This is a genomic window from Vibrio sp. 2134-1, from assembly GCF_033339495.1.
In genome coordinates, this window is the sequence record NZ_JAWOUS010000369.1 from 1 (window position 1) to 738 (window position 738).

A 738-nucleotide genomic window follows, 5' to 3' on the forward strand; every position below is an offset into this window, starting at 1 on the left:
GCTAACTATTTCAATACCCTAAACTTGCGCGAGCAATTGGATCAACTTGGTCGTTGTCGCTTTATGGACCGTGAAGAATTTGTATCTGAAGCGGATTACCTGAAAGGTAAAAAAGTGGTCATTGTGGGCTGTGGTGCTCAAGGTCTAAACCAAGGCCTAAACATGCGCGATTCTGGTCTTGATGTGTCTTACGCACTACGTCAAGCTGCGATCGATGAACAGCGTCAATCGTTTAAAAACGCCAAAGATAATGGCTTTGAAGTTGGTAGCTACGAAACGCTAGTTCCTCAAGCAGACCTGGTTGTTAACTTAACGCCAGACAAACAGCACACTAACGTTGTTGAGACGGTGATGCCACTAATGAAAGAAGGCGCTGCACTAGGTTACTCTCACGGTTTCAACGTTGTGGAAGAAGGCATGCAGATTCGTAAAGATCTGACCGTTGTCATGGTTGCTCCTAAGTGTCCTGGTACAGAGGTTCGTGAAGAATACAAACGTGGTTTTGGTGTTCCTACCCTAATCGCGGTTCATCCAGAGAATGATCCGAAAGGTGAAGGTTGGGATATCGCGAAAGCTTGGGCTGCAGCTACAGGTGGTCACCGTGCGGGTTGTCTTGAGTCTTCTTTTGTCGCTGAGGTGAAATCAGACCTAATGGGTGAGCAAACCATTCTATGTGGCATGCTACAAGCGGGGTCTATCGTATGTTACGAGAAGATGATTGCTGAAGGCATTGATCCG

At 46.7% G+C, this 738-nt stretch carries 1 protein-coding gene; it reads left to right on the forward strand.

The annotated features are described in order from the left end of the window. On the forward strand, window positions 1-738 hold a 738-nt coding region (gene ilvC / locus R7R78_RS26045), incomplete at both ends, for a ketol-acid reductoisomerase (RefSeq protein ID WP_225474603.1).